Source organism: Actinomycetota bacterium (assembly GCA_005888325.1).
Taxonomy (GTDB): domain Bacteria; phylum Actinomycetota; class Acidimicrobiia; order Acidimicrobiales; family AC-14; genus AC-14.
The window spans coordinates 1-16,126 of sequence record VAWU01000040.1; the positions used below are offsets into that span (position 1 = coordinate 1).

General features: G+C 70.1%; 15 protein-coding genes. 4 read left to right on the forward strand and 11 right to left on the reverse strand.

Annotated features, from left to right (window positions below; translation table 11 throughout):
- Nucleotides 1–137: 137 nt before the first annotated feature.
- The 6 genes from E6G06_14495 to E6G06_14520 all read right to left on the reverse strand — a co-directional run bounded on the left by E6G06_14495 (nt 138) and on the right by E6G06_14520 (nt 6,955).
- Nucleotides 138–494 carry a hypothetical protein gene (locus tag E6G06_14495; protein ID TML89392.1) on the reverse strand — a complete coding sequence of 119 codons (357 nt, stop codon included), beginning with the start codon at nt 492–494 and terminating at the stop codon, nt 138–140.
- Between the two features lie 4 nt (nt 495–498).
- Nucleotides 499–1,260: an ABC transporter ATP-binding protein gene (locus E6G06_14500; GenBank protein TML89393.1), complete on the reverse strand. Its 762-nt coding sequence runs from the start codon at nt 1,258–1,260 to the stop codon at nt 499–501.
- Nucleotides 1,257–1,967 carry an ABC transporter ATP-binding protein gene (locus tag E6G06_14505; GenBank protein ID TML89406.1) on the reverse strand — a complete coding sequence of 237 codons (711 nt, stop codon included), beginning with the start codon at nt 1,965–1,967 and terminating at the stop codon, nt 1,257–1,259. Before E6G06_14505 ends, E6G06_14500 begins: the two co-directional genes overlap by 4 nt.
- Nucleotides 1,968–1,983: 16 nt before the next feature.
- On the reverse strand, nt 1,984–4,251 hold the full coding sequence (locus E6G06_14510) for an ABC transporter permease (protein TML89394.1): 2,268 nt from the start codon (nt 4,249–4,251) through the stop codon (nt 1,984–1,986).
- Between the two features lie 44 nt (nt 4,252–4,295).
- On the reverse strand, nt 4,296–5,651 hold the full coding sequence (locus E6G06_14515; protein ID TML89395.1) for a branched-chain amino acid ABC transporter substrate-binding protein: 1,356 nt from the start codon (nt 5,649–5,651) through the stop codon (nt 4,296–4,298).
- 83 nt (nt 5,652–5,734) lie between these two features.
- Nucleotides 5,735–6,955: an ANTAR domain-containing protein gene (locus E6G06_14520; protein ID TML89396.1), complete on the reverse strand. Its 1,221-nt coding sequence runs from the start codon at nt 6,953–6,955 to the stop codon at nt 5,735–5,737.
- Between the two features lie 213 nt (nt 6,956–7,168).
- Between E6G06_14520 and E6G06_14525 the strand changes: the two genes are divergently transcribed.
- The 3 genes from E6G06_14525 to E6G06_14535 are packed head-to-tail and all read left to right on the forward strand — an operon-like array spanning nt 7,169 to nt 8,872.
- Nucleotides 7,169–8,239, forward strand: coding sequence for an anti-sigma factor antagonist (locus E6G06_14525; protein TML89397.1), 1,071 nt, complete (start codon nt 7,169–7,171; stop codon nt 8,237–8,239).
- Entirely contained in the window at nt 8,236–8,496 is a 261-nt protein-coding gene (locus tag E6G06_14530; GenBank protein TML89398.1) for a hypothetical protein, read from the forward strand. The genes E6G06_14525 and E6G06_14530 overlap by 4 nt, the downstream gene beginning before the upstream one ends.
- Nucleotides 8,497–8,536: 40 nt before the next feature.
- Complete coding sequence (locus E6G06_14535; protein TML89399.1) at nt 8,537–8,872, forward strand: hypothetical protein; 336 nt, start codon at nt 8,537–8,539, stop codon at nt 8,870–8,872.
- Between the two features lie 19 nt (nt 8,873–8,891).
- Here the strand turns inward: E6G06_14535 and E6G06_14540 are convergent, their stop codons facing one another.
- The 4 genes from E6G06_14540 to E6G06_14555 form a co-directional block, all read right to left on the reverse strand.
- Nucleotides 8,892–9,488: a DUF1345 domain-containing protein gene (locus E6G06_14540; protein ID TML89400.1), complete on the reverse strand. Its 597-nt coding sequence runs from the start codon at nt 9,486–9,488 to the stop codon at nt 8,892–8,894.
- A gap of 134 nt (nt 9,489–9,622) precedes the next feature.
- Nucleotides 9,623–10,285: a nitroreductase family protein gene (locus tag E6G06_14545; GenBank protein TML89401.1), complete on the reverse strand. Its 663-nt coding sequence runs from the start codon at nt 10,283–10,285 to the stop codon at nt 9,623–9,625.
- A 52-nt stretch (nt 10,286–10,337) separates the two neighbouring features.
- Nucleotides 10,338–12,518, reverse strand: a complete 2,181-nt coding sequence (locus E6G06_14550) for a molybdopterin oxidoreductase family protein (protein ID TML89402.1) — start codon at nt 12,516–12,518, stop codon at nt 10,338–10,340.
- A 1-nt stretch (nt 12,519) separates the two neighbouring features.
- The gene (locus tag E6G06_14555; protein TML89403.1) at nt 12,520–12,915 is read right to left on the reverse strand and encodes a RidA family protein; all 396 of its coding nucleotides are present in this window, start codon (nt 12,913–12,915) and stop codon (nt 12,520–12,522) included.
- A gap of 75 nt (nt 12,916–12,990) precedes the next feature.
- On the opposite strand from E6G06_14555, the gene E6G06_14560 reads away from it, so the two are divergent.
- Complete coding sequence (locus E6G06_14560; GenBank protein ID TML89404.1) at nt 12,991–14,208, forward strand: GNAT family N-acetyltransferase; 1,218 nt, start codon at nt 12,991–12,993, stop codon at nt 14,206–14,208.
- Nucleotides 14,209–14,244: 36 nt separating this feature from the next.
- Here E6G06_14560 and E6G06_14565 read toward each other — a convergent pair whose 3' ends face one another.
- Nucleotides 14,245–16,104, reverse strand: a complete 1,860-nt coding sequence (locus E6G06_14565; protein ID TML89405.1) for a tetratricopeptide repeat protein — start codon at nt 16,102–16,104, stop codon at nt 14,245–14,247.
- Nucleotides 16,105–16,126 lie beyond the last annotated feature (22 nt).

The following is a 16,126-nucleotide window of genomic DNA, read 5'->3' on the forward strand; positions in this document are numbered from 1 at the left end:
AAGGTCAGAGCGCGACCCGCGGCAAGAAATCGTCGATCGCCGACGCCGACGATCACCGAATCATAGCGAACCCGGGCCGCGCTCCGGCGTTGCCCCACCCCTCTCGGAGGTCGGTCGGGCCCAGCCACGCGACGGGCTCAGTCGCCCCGCGTGATCGCGTCGACGACCCGACCCGCGTTCGCCTGGCCCTCGTACAGCTGCCTCAGGAGCCAGAGCCGCAGGAACTTGGCCATCGAGTAGCGCAGGAAGATCGCAGCACCGAGGACCGCCACGCCCAGCATGGCCACGGCCAGGATGCCGCTCGACAGCACGTCGCGCGTGTCGCTCTGGTTGAGCGAAGCCGAATAGGTGATCAGCGCGACAGCCACCGCGCCGACCATGAGCAGGGCCCCGGACACCTGCAGCACAGTGTCGCGGCTGGCGGTGCCCGTCTTCAGCTTCATGTCGGAGACGTCGGACTTGAACTGATCCATGCGATCGCTGGTCGTCGTCATTCCCTCACTCGCCTAGGTATGCGGCGGACAATTCCTCTTCGAGCTCCGCGGGCGTGCCCACCCGGGAGATGGTGCCCTGGACCAGGATGGCCGCGCGGTCGGCGATGCCGAGCACGGTGCGGGCGAACTGCTCGACGACCATGATCGACACTCCCTCCTGCGACACCTGGGCCACGATCTTGTACAGCTCCGAGACCACGATCGGGGCGAGGCCCATCGACAGCTCGTCGAGCAGCAGCAGGGCCGGGTCGGTGGCCAGGGCGCGCGCCATCGCCAGCATCTGCTGCTCGCCGCCCGACAGCGTGCCCGCGAGCTGCTTGCGCCGCTCGCCGAGCCGGGCGAAGCGCCCGTACGCGACCTCCTCGACGTGCTCGAGGCTCACGCCGACCTGGGTCGCCAGCCAGAGGTTCTCCCGCACGGTGAGGTTCGGGAAGACACCCCGGCCCTCGGGGATGGTGCAGACGCCCAGGCGGGCCAGCGCGTCGGGCGACGCCCCGTTGATCACCCGGCCCGCGAGCCGCACCTCACCGGCCGTGGGCTCGAGCTGGGCCCCGCACACCTTGAGCGCGGTGGACTTCCCGGCCCCGTTGGGTCCGAGGAGCGCCATCACCGTCCCCGCGGGGACGGCCAGGTCGACCCCGTGGAGCACCTCGATGGCGCCGTACCCGGCCCGCACCCCGACCAGCTCGAGCAGCGGCGCGTCCGGCGCGGCCACCTTGTCGCTCGCGACCACCGTGTCATCGCGGTCACTCGTCGGGACGCTCATCCCACGCTCTCCGGCGCGCCGAGGTAGGCGTCGATGACCGCGGGGTCGTTGCGGACCACGTCCGCTGGGCCGCTCGCGATCACCCGACCGAACTCGAGCACGTGGATGGTCTCGCAGACGTCCATCACGAGCGACATGTCGTGCTCGACGAGACACACGCCCAGGCCGTCCTCGCGTGCGAGGTGCTGCAACAGCCGCCCGAACGTCGCCGTCTCCTCTTCGGTCTGCCCGGACGCGGGCTCGTCGAGCAGCAGCACGGACGGTCTGATCATGAGCGCCCGCGCCAGCTCGACCACGCGGGCCTGACCCGTCGGGATCTCTGACACCTCCCTGTCGGCCACGTCCGCCAGCCCGACCAGCTCGATGACCCGCGCCGCCTCGGCGCGACAGTCCACGTTCTGACCCAAGGTCCAGCTGTTGCGGATCTCACCCGCAACGCGCACGTTGTCGCGCACCGAGAGCGAGGTGAACAGCTCCAGGCGCTGGAAGGTGCGCGCCAGGCCGCGCTTCGCCCGCTTGTGGGGAGCGTCGGTCGTGATGTCACGGTCGTCGAAGCGGACCCTGCCCTCAGTGGGCGAGAGCAGCCCGGTGATGACGTTGAACAAGGTCGTCTTGCCCGCGCCGTTCGGCCCGATCAGGCCGGTGATGTGGCCGGGCCGCACGGCGATGGAGACCGCCTCGAGCGCGGTGTGGCCGCCGAAGCGCATGGTCACATCGAGGGTCTCAAGCCCGGCCACGTGTGGGCTCCCCTCGTTCCTCCAGCGCCAGCCCCTTCTCCATCTCGACGAGGTCGCGATCGGTGAACGGCCGGTCGACGCCGACGAGCTCGAGCGGCACCTCAGCCCGCTTCGCCTCGAGCACACCGGCCGCGACGTGGGCCTGGGGTACCAGCACTCTGGAGGCGGCGGGAAGGGCCAGCACCACGAGCAGCGTCAGCGCGAGGAACCACCAGTTGCTGATGGTGTCGGTGGCGGCCAGCCCGTAGAAGAGCGCCTCGAGCGCGATACCCGCGGCCAGCACCGGCCTGGCCCGCTTCAGCGGCGCCAGGTTGTCGATGATGTCGCTCACCGCCCCGCTCGGGCTCCTCCCCATGCTCACGCCGATCAGGGCCGGGATCACGGTCGTGGAGCGGGCGAAGAAGTCGAGCAACCCGCTCAGGTCGTGGTGGTCGGCGCCGAGCTTGTCGAAGGTGTTGGCGATGGCCAGGAAGGCGACCCCAGTGGCGAGGCCGCCGAACAGTCCGCCGGTGACGTAGCCGATCCCTCCGACGACCGTGAGCATCAACAGCGAGAGGCTCAGGAAGATGTCGAAGCGGTTCAGGTCGACCGAGCCCAGCTGGGCCGACATCAGCGCACCGCCCAGTCCCGCGATGGCAGCCGAGAGCATGAACACCGAGAGCTTGAGGCGCACCACGTTCATGCCGAGCGTGGCGCACGCAGCCGGGCTGTCCTTCAACGCGTTGAGACGGCGGCCGTAGCTGCTGTGCCGCAGCGCGACCAAACCCACGCCCAGCAACGCGAACAGGATCGTCACCGCCACGAGGAACGAGTCGGCGGGCTTGAGGTCGAGCGGCCCGATCTTCGGGCGGGGAATCACGAGGTTGCCGCTCGGGAAGATCGAGAAGCGCCAGTGGACGAGCGGCACGACTCGGTCGCCGATCTCGGCCAGCACGAAGCGCGACACGAACACGCCGAACGCCATCGTCGCCAGAGCGAGATAGAGGCCGCGCAACCGCAACGCCGGCAAGGCCACCAGCGCGCCGACGAGCGCGCAGACCACTGCCGCGAGGAGGTAGCCCCAGAGCGTGGTGCGGCCGGCCGGACCCGTGCCGTTGACGCCGAGGTGGAAGATGACGATCGAGCCGATCGCACCGAACGACATGGCCGCCAGGTTGATCTCGCCGCCGTAGCCGGTGAGCAGCACGAGCGAGAGCGCGACGACGGCCAGGGTCATGCCGAAGGCCAACGTGTTCACCGCGGTGTCGGCCATGATGCCCTGCAGTAGGACCACGACCACCACGAGCACGATTCCCGACCCCGCGGCACTGCGCAGGGTCGGGAGGCGGAAGCGCTCGCGGGTCCGGAGCACGGTGGCACCCCGCAACCGGTCCTGCGGCAGCACGAGCAGGACGACGAACAGCACGATCATCGGCAACGAGATTCGGAAGCTGCCCGTCCACGTCCAGCGCTCCGAGGGGAAGTAGCCGATGACGTAGCTCGCGGCGAGGCCCAGCGCGATGGCCCCGAGGAACGTGCGCGGCAGGCTGCGCAGGCGCCCGAACATGGCCGCCGCGAACGCATCGATCACGAGCAGGGTCAGGGCGGTCGCCGTCAGCGCACCACCCTGGATCGGCGTGATGAGCACGCCGGCCAGCGCGGCCAGGAAGGCGCCGAGGGCCCACGAGAGGGTGGCGAGGCGCTCAGGGCGCCCCCCAGTGAGCTGGAGCAGGGCGGGGTCGTCCACGACGCCCCGCATCGCCACGCCCTGGCGGGTGCGGAAGAACAGGAAGCGCAGACCCAGCGCGATCGCCACCGCGATGGCCACGGCGAGGATCTCGTGCCAGCTGACGTTGACCCCGGCGATGCTCACCTGCTTGTTGGCGCCGAAGAACTTGGTGATGGTGCGGGGCGAGCTCGGCGTCGGGTCCCAGACCCATGTCGACAGGGCGAGGAAGCCGAGCATGACGCTGACCGGCACCACGATCTTGGTGACCTCCGCGGTGTCGCGCAGGCCCCGCATCACCACGGTGTAGAGGAGGGCCCCCAGCAACGGGGCGGCGACGCCGAGCACGAGGAGCAGGGCGAGGGGCGCGGGCCACCCCCACGCGACGCGCACCTGCCAGTAGGCGAACGCGCCGAGCATGGCGACGGCGCCGTGCGCGAAGTTGAAGATGCCCGAGGTCGTGTAGGTGACGACCAGGCCGGACGCGGCGATGCCGTACACCGCGCCGAGGACCAACCCCAGGATCGTGTACTGCAGGAACTGTTCCACGGTGGCCGCCCCCGGCGACGATCACGTTGTGGGCGTGGCGCCCGCTACTTCTTGAACTTGGTGGAGATGCGGTCGGGGCCGAGCTGGGCCTGGTCGACCACCCGGCCGGTGATCTTCACGTTGTAATCCGGCGAGCAGTCGAACGTGACCGCCTTCTTCGGTGCGAACCGCACCCATTTCGTGCCCTGCAGCTTCATCACCATGCCACACGGCGGACCCAGGTTCTCGGCCGGGTTCGTCTCGGCGTGCAGCCCGCCCCCGGTCCACTTGGTGACCTTCTTCAGGTTGTCGAGCACGCACTGGCGGGTGAGCGCCGACCCGCACTGCTTGGCCGCGGTGGCCCACAACAGGAAGCTGGAAGTAGCCTGCATTCCCAGAAGGGCGATGTCACCGCCGTTCTTGGTCACCAGGTCCTCGTACTGCTTCGTGGCCTTGTTCTTGGCAGCCTCCTCGAACGGCGTGAAGGCCAGGCGCACGTACACGTTGTCGCCGTTGCCGTTCGTGTTCCACTTGGCGAACACCGAGTCGTACATGTTGGCCTCCGCATACCAGATCGGCTTGTAGTCGAGCTGTGCGGCGCTGTCGAGCAGGTTCTCGAAGTTGGGGTAGGGAGTGCCGACGTAGTTCACGGCCTCTGCGCCACAGTCCTTCAGTTTTTGCGCGAACGGTCGCCAGTCGGCCTCCCCCAGGACTGCGTACGACTGCGGGCAGTTGAGGAACTTCCATCCGAACTTCTCGAACGCCTGCACCGCCTTGTCCTTCGTGTCGATGAGAGCCGCGAAGTTGGCGAACATCACCGCCGCCTTGTCGATCTTGTCCGGGAACGCCTTGGCCAGCTGGTCGGCCCAGGCCGCGGGGTTCACGTCGATCGGGTTGGGCACCCCCTGGTACATCAGCGGCGCGTTGGCGAACTCCGCGGTCACGCTGTAGCCGGGAACGGAAGGAAGGTTGCAGCCGAGCCGGATCTCCTCCGCCGCGCCGTCGTTGGCCCAGCCCTCGCCTACGAGCATGAAGACCTGTCCGCAGGCTTCCTGCATCACGTTGTTGGTCTCGGTGAACTTGGCGTCGTAGTAGCGGCCCTCGATCTGCCGGCCGTTGATGCCGCCCTGCTCGTTGCACCACTTGATCATCGCCTTCATCGCGTCGCTGAGCTCGTGGCTGAGACCCGGGACGATGGAGAAGCCGGCATCGTCGCCGTAGCCGATGACGACCTTGTCGTCGGTGACGCCCTGCTCGGCCGGCCCTTGGCCGCCCGACGGCCCCGCGCGCTTGCCGCACGGCGACGCGAGATCGCCGAAGCTCGTCGACGCGGCGCGGGCCGCGGCGGTGGTCGCCGTGCGTCCGCCGATGCCGACGCTCGTGTCCGGCCCACGATTGCCGGTGCACGCCGCCGCGACCATCGCCAGCCCGACGGCGACGGCCGAGCCACGCCAGACCCTCCGTGCGACGGCCCTGCGTGTGACGGCCTTTAGTGTGACGGCCCTCACGCGGGAGGCCGGGTGTCCGCGCCCGTGGCGGGCCGCTCGCCGGTGTCGACCAGGAGCTGGGCCACCTCGCGCAGCTTCACGTTGAGGTGCTGCGACGCGCGGCGCAGGACGTCGAACGCCTGGTCAGGTGTGATCCGCTCGCGCTCCATCAAGATGCCCTGAGCCTGCCCGATGAGCTCGCGGGACGACAACGCCTGCTCGAGGTGCTCGACCCGGTGGGCCTCGGTCCTCGCCTCCACCGCGGCCAACGCGATGCCGGCGTGCGTGGCGAAGATCACGCCCGTCGCCCGGTCGGTGGCCCCGTACGCCCTGGGCAGGCGGGCGTAGAGGTTGAGCGCTCCCAGCGTGCGATCGGCGAGCAGCCGGATGGCGAGCAGCCTGCGCATGCCCGCGGCGGCGGCCCGCGGCCCGAAGCGCGGCCAGCGCGGGTCGTCGGTGAGGTCCTCGGCGTAGACGCTGTTCATCCCCTGGTTGACGACGTCGACGCACGGTCCCTCGCCTGTCTCGTACTGCACGATGTCGACGTCGGCCACCCGTGCATCACTGGTCACCCGGGTCGCGATGTGTGTGCCTTCCAGCAACGAGATGCTGGCGTGGTCGCAGCCCTCGATGGTGTCGACCGCGAAGGCGACGATGCGCTGCATCGTGCCCTCCACCGTCTCGGCCGTCAGCGCGTGCGCCTGGGTGCGCAGCTGCTCCTCGAGGTCGGTCGTGCGACGGGCGCTGACGCGCAGCTCCAGCTCGTCGACCACGACCGCGGCGAGGTCGACGAGCGTCGCCATCTCCGCGTCGGTGATCCGGCGCGGTTGCTTGTCCATGACGCAGAGCGTCCCGAGGTTGTGGCCGTCGCTCGTGGTGAGCGGCACTCCCGCGTAGAAGCGGAACCCGGTGTCGCCCGCCATCAGCGGGTTGGCGAGCACGCGCGCGTCGGTCTCGGCGTCGGTCACGACCCACGGCTCGTGCTGGAGGATGGCGGACGCGAGCCCGGCATCGCGGCCGACCTCCCGCAGGTCGATGCCATGGCGCGACTTGAACCAGATGCGGTTCTCGTCGACGATGCTCACGACTGCCACGGGGACGTCGAGCAGGCGGGCGGCGATGGCGGTGATCGCGTCGAACGCACGGTCCGGCGGGGTGTCGAGGACGTCGTAGCGTCGCACTGCCGCGGGGTCGTCTGCGGCGGCGATGCCGGCCGCGGGATCGTCGCGACCGCTCACCACGTGCGCCGGGCTCCCGGCCCGGTTCGCGGTCTGCCGAACGGGTCTGTCCCCGGTCTACCGCCCATCGTCGCCCGAACAGGTTAGTATGGAGGGGCCTTCGGCAGAGAGGGCTCGAGTCGAGCACGACGTGCTCCCTGAGCCTCCGCGAGGAACCAAGCTCGTGAGAACCTCCCTCTTGCCGCGCTCCGTGGGCGCCTCCCGAGCGCTCGCATGAGTCACCCGACCGCGCCGAGCGCGTTCAGCGTCGACGTCAGCATCGTGGGTGATGACGCCGTCGTGACCGTCAGGGGCGAGGTCGACGTGGTCACGGCCGCCGCCCTCGGCGGTGCCGTCGACGCCATGATCGAGCGGGGGCAGCGCCATCTCGTGCTCGACCTCGCGCAGCTCGAGTTCATCGATGCGGCCGGACTCCGGATGTTCGCCGCCACCCTCGAGCGCCTGCGCGACGTCGGCGCGACGGTCGTTTTCCGCTCGCTCCCACCGACGCTCGAAGTCTCGAGGCTGGCCGCGGTTGTGCCCCTCCGACGGGCCGAAGACGCGCGGCCCGAGCCACCGCGGCCAGCCTCGACCCCTCAGTTCGATCGCAGCCTGGCCCGGGCGGCCGCGGATCGGGCCCGGCGCGACGTCCTCTACGCAGCCCTCAACCTGGTTGTCGTACTCGCCCGGGCCACCGTGGTCGGGGCGGACGGGGTGAGCGTGTCCCTGGCCGGCGAGGGCCGGCTGATCACTGTCGCCTCGAGCGACGACACCGTGGAGGCGATGGACGCGGACCAGTACGTGACCGGCGAGGGGCCGTGCCTGACGGCGGCGGCCGAGGGTCGTCGGATCCAGGTCGAGTCGGTCGACGCGGAGACCCGCTGGCCGGCCTTCACGCCGCGCGCGCGGAAGCGGGGCATCAACGCCATCCTGTCGAACCCGCTGCGAGCGGGCACCCGCCCGATGGGCGCGCTGAACATCTACTCGCACACTGCCTGCGCCTTCGGCCGCGACGGTCGGGAGCTGGCCACGCTGTTCGCGGAGCAGGCGTCGATCGTGCTGACGCACGCAGGCGACGACCTCGCGGAGGAGAAGGGCGGACGGCTGAGCCACGCGTTGCAGATGCGCGAGGTCATCGCCCAGGCCCAGGGCGCGTTGATGGAGCGCGAAGGCATCGCGGCGGACGAGGCCTTCTCGCTGTTGCGCGATTCCTCGCGCCGAACGAGCACTCCGCTCCGACGCCTCGCGCAGGACATCGTGACGTCGACCCAGCACGACGCCTCGAAGAACGAGCGCCGACGATGACCGAGGCACGCGCCACCCTCGACCAGTTCCGCAAGAACGCCGGGCTCACCCACCCCGACCTCTGGATGCGCTACTTCGGCCTCGGAGGCATGAGCACCGCGTTCGAGGTCGAGGCCTACCTCTACGGCGCGCTCGAGCCCACGGTGCACGACCGAGACGTCCTGGCCCACGCGCTGAACGAGCGCTTCACCGAGATGGGCCGCGACCATCCGGTCCCCTACTCGGACGATCCGCAAGAGGATTTCGATTCCCGATAGCGGCATCAACCCGTACGTCGACGCGACCGACGCCGATCTGGTGACGGCGATCGCCCGGGGTGAGCTCGAAGGCCTGGCCGAGGCGTACGAGCGTCACGGTCGCCGCGTGTCCTCGATGGCACTGCAGGTGTGTGGGCAGGACCTGGCCGCAACGGCAACCCAAGCCGCGTTCATGTGCCTCTGGCGCACACCGTTGGTGTTCGACTCGAGCCGGGGATCATTGCGCACCTGCCTCGTGGCCCATGCGCACGCCCGTGCGGTCGTGCTGCTCCGTGCCGCGAACGCCCGGAAGCCGGCGGAGCGGCCTTCGAGACGAGCGGTCGCCGCCCAGGAGCCCGTCCTGCTGTGCGACACGACGCGAGCCAGGAGCGCCTGAGAAAGAGCCGGACGCGCGCCTACTTCAACAGGCCCGCGACCACGTTGATCGTCATCGCGATGATCACCGCACCGAAGAGGTACGAGAGCAGGGCCTGTCGCAGTGCGGTCGCGCGAATCGCTCGCGACTTCAGCTCCGTGTCCGAGACCTGATACGTCATGCCGATGGTGAACGCCACATAGGCGAAGTCGCGATAGGTCGGGTCGCTGTCGTCATGGAACTCGATGCCGCTCCGATGCTGGTAATACAGGTGCCCGTAGCGAAGGGTGAAGACGGTGTGGACGAGCACCCACGCCATCACCACGCTGAGCACCGCGATCCCGGTGAAGAGCGCCTGAGCGGCTCCGCCCGTCTGTGCGGCCTTGACGAGCGCAAGGCCCACCGCGACCAGGCTGGCGACACATGCCGCGAGGAGCGTGATGTCCGCGACCACGCGGGAGTCGTCATCACTGGTGGCGTGCAGCTCGGTGGTACGCGCGTCCATCGAACGCGACACGAGCCAGACGCGCGCGCTGTAGATGGTCGCCGCGGTCGACCAGCCGATGAGGATCGTCGCCTGCCAGGGGAGGAACGCGGCGGCGATCCCCGAAGCGACCGCACCCACTGCGGCAGCCATCGCAGTGCGACGAGCGGCGCGGTGCCGCGAGACGTCCGGAACGTGGGTGCTCTCCGAGCTGGCCACTCCCCTTCGAGCCTGGCAGAGCACCGACGCCGCGGTGGTGGATCCCGGCGCGTGCGGCCGGCGTCGCGTCAGCTCGTCGCGCGCTGCTTCCAGGCGTTGAAGTAGACGACCTTCTCGACGGGCTGACGGGGCGCGGGCCTGAAGTCCTCGCCCTTGTAGTAGGCGATGGGGATCATCGCCGTCTGGGTCACCGTCTCGGGGACACCGAGCACGTCCCGCGCCTCCTTCTCGAACGCGAGGTGGAGCGTCGTCCACGCCGACCCCAGGCCCCGGCTGCACAGGGCGAGCATGAGGCTCCAGGCCGCGGGCAGGATCGAGCCGTAGAACCCCGCGACCTCCCCCTGGCTCAGGCCCTCGGGCCGGCTCAGCAGGCACGGGATCACCAGCACCGGCACCTCGCCCATGTGGTCCGACAGGTACTGCGACGAGTCCATGATCTTGGCCATGACTTCGATGCGCCCGGCCGCCTCGGCGGCCTCGCGGTTGGCGGCCATGTAGGGGTCGTGGCTGCGCTGGTACAGCGCAGCCAACCGCTTCCGCGTGTCGGGGTCGTCGACGATGAGCCAGCGCCAGGGCTGGCTGTTACCGCCGCTCGGTGCCTGCAGGGCGATGTCGAGGCACTCGAGCACGACGTCGCTGGGCACGGGACGCTCGAGGTCGAGCCGCTTGCGCACCGAACGGGTGGTGGTCAGCAGCTTGTCGGTCTGGGACAGATCGAACGGGGTGCTCATGGTCAGCGGACCTCGCGGGTCGACGGGTTGGGGGTGCTCTCGATCGCCACCGTCACGCCGGTGCGACCTCGACTGGGATGCCGTTGAAGACCGCGTTGCCCGACAGCGGATCGAACAGGTCGTCGTCGGCGAGGATGTTGGAGTTGACGCCGGCGTGGGCCCGGGCGACCTTCATCTCCACGCCGGGCAGGTCGTGGCCCCAGCCGTGGGGCAGGCTCACCACACCCGGCATGACCGCGTCGGTCACCTCGATCGCGACGACGACCGCGCCGGCGCGCGACCTCACCTTTGCTTCATCGCCGAGCCCGAGGCGGCGCGCGTCGTCGGGATGGATCTGGAGCGTGCACCGCGACTTGCCCTTCATCAGCACGGTGACGTTGTGCATCCACGAGTTGTTCGATCGCAGGTGGCGACGGCCGATCAGCACGAAGCCGCCGTTGGTGGTCCGGTCGAGCGCCGCCTTCAGACGCGGCACGTCGGCGATGAAGGGCTCGGCGCCCATCTCGATCATCCCTGACGCGGTCCGCAGCACGTCGGGCAGCCGGGGCTCGAGCGGCCCGAGGTCGATGCCGTGCGGGTGCTCGAGCAGCTGGTCGAGGGTGAGCCCGTAGGGACCGGTGCGGAGCATGAGGTCGAGCATCCGCTCAGGGCCGACACGCGGTGCGAGCTCGGCGAGGGTCTGCTCCGGGTCGAGCCCGGCGCGCTCGACCATGCCGCGGATCACCATGTCGTCGAGGACGGCAGGGTCGGCGGCGGCGCCTGCGCCCTGGGCGATGAGCGCGAGCTTTGCGATGGTCTTCCACTCTTCCATCGCGTCGGCTTCGGGCGGCAGGACCGGGGGCGAGTAGTTGGCCACGTTGCGCAGGGCGAACTGGTAGAAGGCGACGTCGTAGTGGCCTTTGGTCAGGACGTCAGGTGACGGCAGGATCACGTCGGCGTGGCGGGTGGTCTCGTTCACGTACGGGTCGACCGACACCATGAGCTCGAGGTCGCGGAAGGCTCGCTGCAACCGGTCGCTGTTGGGCACCGAGAGGGCCGGGTTCCCGCCGACGGTCACGAGGGCCCTCACCTGCCCTGGGCCCGGCGTGTCGATCTCCTCGGCCAGGCAGACGACGGGCAGCTCGCCGTAGCTCTCGGGCAGGCCGCGCACACGGCTCCTGCGCCGCCCGAGCTTGACTCCCCGCCCCCTGCCGGGAGCGCCCGACGTGGTGGCCCCGCCCGCCGCGGGCCTGGCGAACATCGCGCCGCCCGGCCGGTCGAGGTTGCCGGTGAGGATGTTGAGCACGTCGACCAGCCAGCTGGCGAGGGTGCCGAACTCCTGCGTGCACGTCCCGATGCGTCCGTACACCGCCGCCGTCTCGGCCGCAGCCAGCTCGCGCGCCAGGCGCCTGATGGTTGCGGCGTCGATCGCAGTGGCGGACGAGACGGCCTCCGGTGTGAAGTCGCGCGCGACCCGCTCCACCTCCTCGATGCCCACGACGAGCCCATCGAGGCGGCCGAGGTCGACGAGCCCTTCCGCGAAGAGCACGTGCACCATCGCCATGAGCAGGAGTGCGTCGGTGCCCGGCCGGATCGACACGTGCTCGCTCGCCTCCTCGGCCGTCTTGGTGCGCTTGGGGTCGACGACGACGACGCGGCCTTCGCGTTCGACGATACCCCGGAGCCGACCGGGCCAGTCGGGCGCGGTGGCGAGGCTGCCGTTCGACTCGAACGGGTTCGCACCGAGCATCAGCAGGTACGAGGTGCGGTCGAGGTCGGGCACCGCGAAGCTGATGCTCGTCCCGAAGAGCAGGCCACTGCTGATCTCCTTGGGCCGCTGGTCGATCGTGCTCGCGGAGTAGACGTTCGTCGTCCCGAGGGCGCGCACGAGGAAGCGGGTGTAGAGGACGGCCGACAGGCTGTGGACCGTCGGGTTGCCGAGGTAGATCGCGACCGCGTCGCGTCCGTGCTCCTCGATGATCGGCAGCAGGAGGCGCTCGACCTCGGCGAACGCCTCGTCCCACGTGACCGGATGCAGCTCGCCGTCCTCGCCACGAACCCTCGGCGTACGCAGGCGATCGGGATCCTCGTGCAGCTGCTTGAGCGTCGAGCCCTTCGGGCAGATGAAACCGCGGCTGAAGACGTCGTCACGGTCGCCCCGGATGCGGCCGACGCTGCCGTCGTCCTTCACCTCGATCTCGAGGCCACAGGTGGCCTCGCACAACGGGCACGTGCGAAAGGCGAGCTCGCTCATCTCACGCGACCGCGGTCGCCTCCAGCTCGACCATCAGCTCAGGGAAGGCGAGGCGGGCGACGCCGAGCAGCGTGCCGGGTGGCCTCACACCTGCGGCCGCGGTGCGCGAGGCCAGCGCGTCGAAGCTCTGGAAGAACGCCTCGACGTCGGTGGTGTAGATGTTGAGGCGGACGACGTTCGCGAGCGTCATCCCGGCCCCCTTCAGGACGGCCTCCAGGTTCTCGACCGCGAGGGAAACCTGCTTGCCCATGTCGCCCGGGTGCTGCGGCTGCCCCTCACCGTCGACGGACGTCTGCCCCGCGCACACGAGCAGTCGCGTGTGGCCTTCGACGAGCTCGCCCTGGTTGAAACCCAGGGCGATCGACCATTGCCAGGGGTTGATCGGTGTGCGCTCCATCGCTCTCTCCTCGCTCGACGACGTGGAGATCATGGCCCACCGAGCGGGACCCCGTTGGGCACTACCTTCGGCGCCATGGACAGTGAGGGCACCGGCGTCGCCGGCATCGCGGTGCGGCGGGCGACCGAGGCCGATCTCGAGCAGGTCGTGGCGCTGCAGGTGGACCGCAACGGCGTCGAGTGGGAGCCGATGGTGCGCGCCCTGTTCGTCCACGCCGATGTCGGCCCCGGCGCGTTCACCGTCGCCTCCGACGGCAACCGGGTGGTGTCGTCGCTGTGCCTGCTGTCGGCGTCGTTGCGGGTGGGCGCCGTCGACGTGCCCGTCGGCCAGCCCGAGTTCGTCGCCACCACCGCCGGTCACGAGCACCGAGGCCTGGTGCGCGCGCAGATGGACGTCGTGCACCGCTGGTCGGCGGGACGCGGCGACCTCGCCCAGATCATCACCGGGATCCCCTACTTCTACCGCCGCTTCGGCTACGAGTACGCCATTGCGTTTCCGCGTGTCCGCGTGGTGACGCCCGGCGTGGCGCTAGCGATGCCGGAAGGGTGGTCGGTGCGACGCGCCGAGCCGGATGACGCGCCTGCGATCGTTCGTCTGCACGCCCTCGCCCAGACGGGTGTGCCCGTGGTCGCGACGAGAGCGAAGGAGTGGTGGCGCTGGTCGGTCGGCGTCGACGACCCCGCGCCCCTGCACGTCGCCGAGACGGGCGGAACCGTGCACGGCATCGCGGGCATTGGCGCCGGCGCGTCCCGCGCGTACGACTTCGCGACGACCGTACGCGGTGTCGCCTTCGACGCGCTCGACGCGTTCAACGCGCTGCTCGCCGAGGCCGCGCGCCGGGGCCGGCCGGTGGCGGTCGAGGAGCGGGGCAGGCACACGGGGCCGGTGGAGCCCCTCTCGCAACGCCATCCCGTGCACTACGCCCTCTACGTCCGGGTGGCCGATCCGGTCGCCCTCCTCGACCGGCTCCGACCTGTCCTCTCCGAGCGTCTGGCTGCGTCACCCCGGGCCGGCACCTCCGGGCAGCTGCTCCTGTCGACGTACTCCTCGTCGATCGTCCTCACCTACGAGCGGGGCGAGGTGGTCTCCGTCGAGGCGGGACGGCCGTCGCAGGACCCGCTCGGCCAGGGCGGAGCAGGCGTGCCCCCCGATCTCGTCGCCACCCTCGTCTTCGGACGCTACGGCGCGGCCGCCCTCGCCGACCGTCACGACGACGTCCGCCTCGGGCAGGCGGCCGACCTCATGGAGACGCTCTTCCCGCGGCTCGACGCCGACCTCGCCCTGGTGCACTAGCGCGACCGGGCGCGCGCGGTCTGCGGCGGTCCGCAGCTACAGCGAGGCCGCACGTCGAGTGGCGGCCGCGGCCCGCTCGATCTCGCCCGACTTGGTCCAGGCCTCCGTCGCGACCTTGAGGGCGTCCAGCGCCAGCAACTTCTCGCCCACTTGCTCGAACAGGCTTGCCGCCTGCTCGGCCTCGGTCGCCGCCTCACCGGGAAGAGGAAGCGGCTGCCGAAGGTGCACCCTCGCGGACGTGAACGTGGCGTCGGCGATGGTGAAGAGATCGTTGTTGGCGCGCGCGATCTGGAGCGCATCGCGGCACAAGCGCAGCGCTTCGTCGTAATCCCCGGCATCCATCAGCTTCTCGGCCAGATTGGCGTACCCGTTGGCGCGGCCCGGATGGCCGATTCTCTCGAACAGAGCGATCGCACGTCGATCGCATTCGATGGCTTCGTCGCGCGCGCCCTGACGCTGCTTCACCATGCCGAGGTTGATGAGGCAGCCACCCAGCTCTTCCACATGGCCGATCTTCTCTGCCAGCTCGAGGCCGTGATTCAATGCCGCGGCTGCGTCGTCCAGCCGCCCCAGGTCGTCGTAGATGCCACCGAGAACTCGCCACGCCATGGTCAACCCTCGCAGATCGCCGTGCTCCTCGAAGATGCGCCGACCGTCGAGGGCGTGGCCGAGTGCAACATCGAGGCGGTCGAGAGCGGCCTCGGCCCGTGCGAGCTGCAACAGCAGATCACCTGTGAGGGGCTCGTCCGGTGAGGTCACCGCCAAACCCGCTTCGAAGGCCCCGACCGCATCGGCCATGGTCGCCACCAGGAGGTTCCGGCCACGCTCGAGCCAGAGCGCGCCGAGCGTCTCGCCGCCGTACGCCTCCGACCGGAGCGCGTCCTCCAGCACCGCCATCGCCTCGGCGTACTCGCCCTGCTTCCGCAACGCACCAGCCAACCCGCGAACTGCGCGGCCGTCGCCGCTCTCCAGCCGCGACGCGTAGAGATCGGCGGCTTCGTGGTAGTCACCGCGCAGCTCGTGCAGATCGGCGAGCTCGAGCACGAGCTCGTGCCGGCATTCCTGGACGTCGATCTCCGTGACTGCGAGCCCCTGCTCGAAGTAGTCGACCGCTTCCTCGAAGGCCAGCCCGGCCGCGGCCCGCCGGCCGGCGCGGAGACAGTAGTGAGCGGCGCGGTCGGCGACGCCGGACGACGCGGCGTGCACGAAGTGATGGGCGAGAGCCGGGAGGTACTCGTCGAGACGCGACGCGCGCAGCGTCTCGATCGCCACCCCGATGCGGCGGTGGAGGCGCGTCACCCGGGCCGCGCTGGTCTCGTCGGCCAACGTCTCTCTGATGAGGCCGTGGCTGAAGCTGAAGCGACCGTCCGGAGTCTCGGTCACCAACTGGGAGGACGCGGCCTCGTCCAGGGCGTCGAGCACCTCGTCCTCGTCGTTCGCCACCACGGCTTCCAGCACGTCGACGTCGAAGCTGTGGCCGATGATCGAGCCGACCGCGAGCACCCGCTGAGCGGTTTGGCTCAGGGCGCCGACCCGCCGGCCGATCACCTCGCGCACGCCCGCGGGAATACCCAGCTCCAGGGGTGGGGCGTCAACTCTCGCGTCACCGTCGCGGTAGGCAACGCCCGCGTCGGCCAGCTGGCTGAGAACCTCGGTGACGAAGAAGGGGTGGCCTTCGGTCTTGGTCTGTATGGCCCGGGCAACCGCCCGAGTCGCCTCGTCGCTCGACGGGCCGAGAGCAGCCTCGATCAGCGCTCCCACGTCGGCGTGGTCGAGACCGGCCAGCGACACTCGATCCACGCCTTGCACCCGCCGAAGGTCCGCGAGCAGCTCCGCCAACGGCTGCGCACGGCCCAGATGGCTCGTCCGGCACGTCGCCAGCACGAGCACCCTCATCGGGTCGACGGATCGCGCGAGG